Origin of the sequence: Aeromonas genomosp. paramedia (genome assembly GCF_023093515.1) — a bacterium.
In the GTDB taxonomy this organism is placed as follows: Bacteria; Pseudomonadota; Gammaproteobacteria; order Enterobacterales; family Aeromonadaceae; genus Aeromonas.
In genome coordinates, this window is record NZ_JAAROG010000057.1 from 1 (window position 1) to 289 (window position 289).

The following is a 289-nucleotide window of genomic DNA, read 5'->3' on the forward strand; positions in this document are numbered from 1 at the left end:
GTCGTTTAGCTCAGCTGGGAGAGCACCTCCCTTACAAGGAGGGGGTCACTGGTTCGAGCCCAGTAACGACCACCATGTTTTAACACTGCCCGCCACATGCGGTCGGTGACAGGTTCAAGATGGGTCGTTAGCTCAGTCGGTAGAGCAGTTGACTCTTAATCAATTGGTCGTAGGTTCGATCCCTACACGACCCACCAATCTTGGCCACAGAGTATCCCAGGTCGTTTAGCTCAGCTGGGAGAGCACCTCCCTTACAAGGAGGGGGTCACTGGTTCGAGCCCAGTAACGA

General features: G+C 55.0%; 1 tRNA gene. It reads left to right on the forward strand.

Annotated features, from left to right (window positions below):
- Positions 1-121: 121 nt before the first annotated feature.
- A tRNA-Lys gene (locus tag HB860_RS22030) sits at positions 122-197 on the forward strand.
- The last annotated feature ends 92 nt before the right edge of the window (positions 198-289 follow it).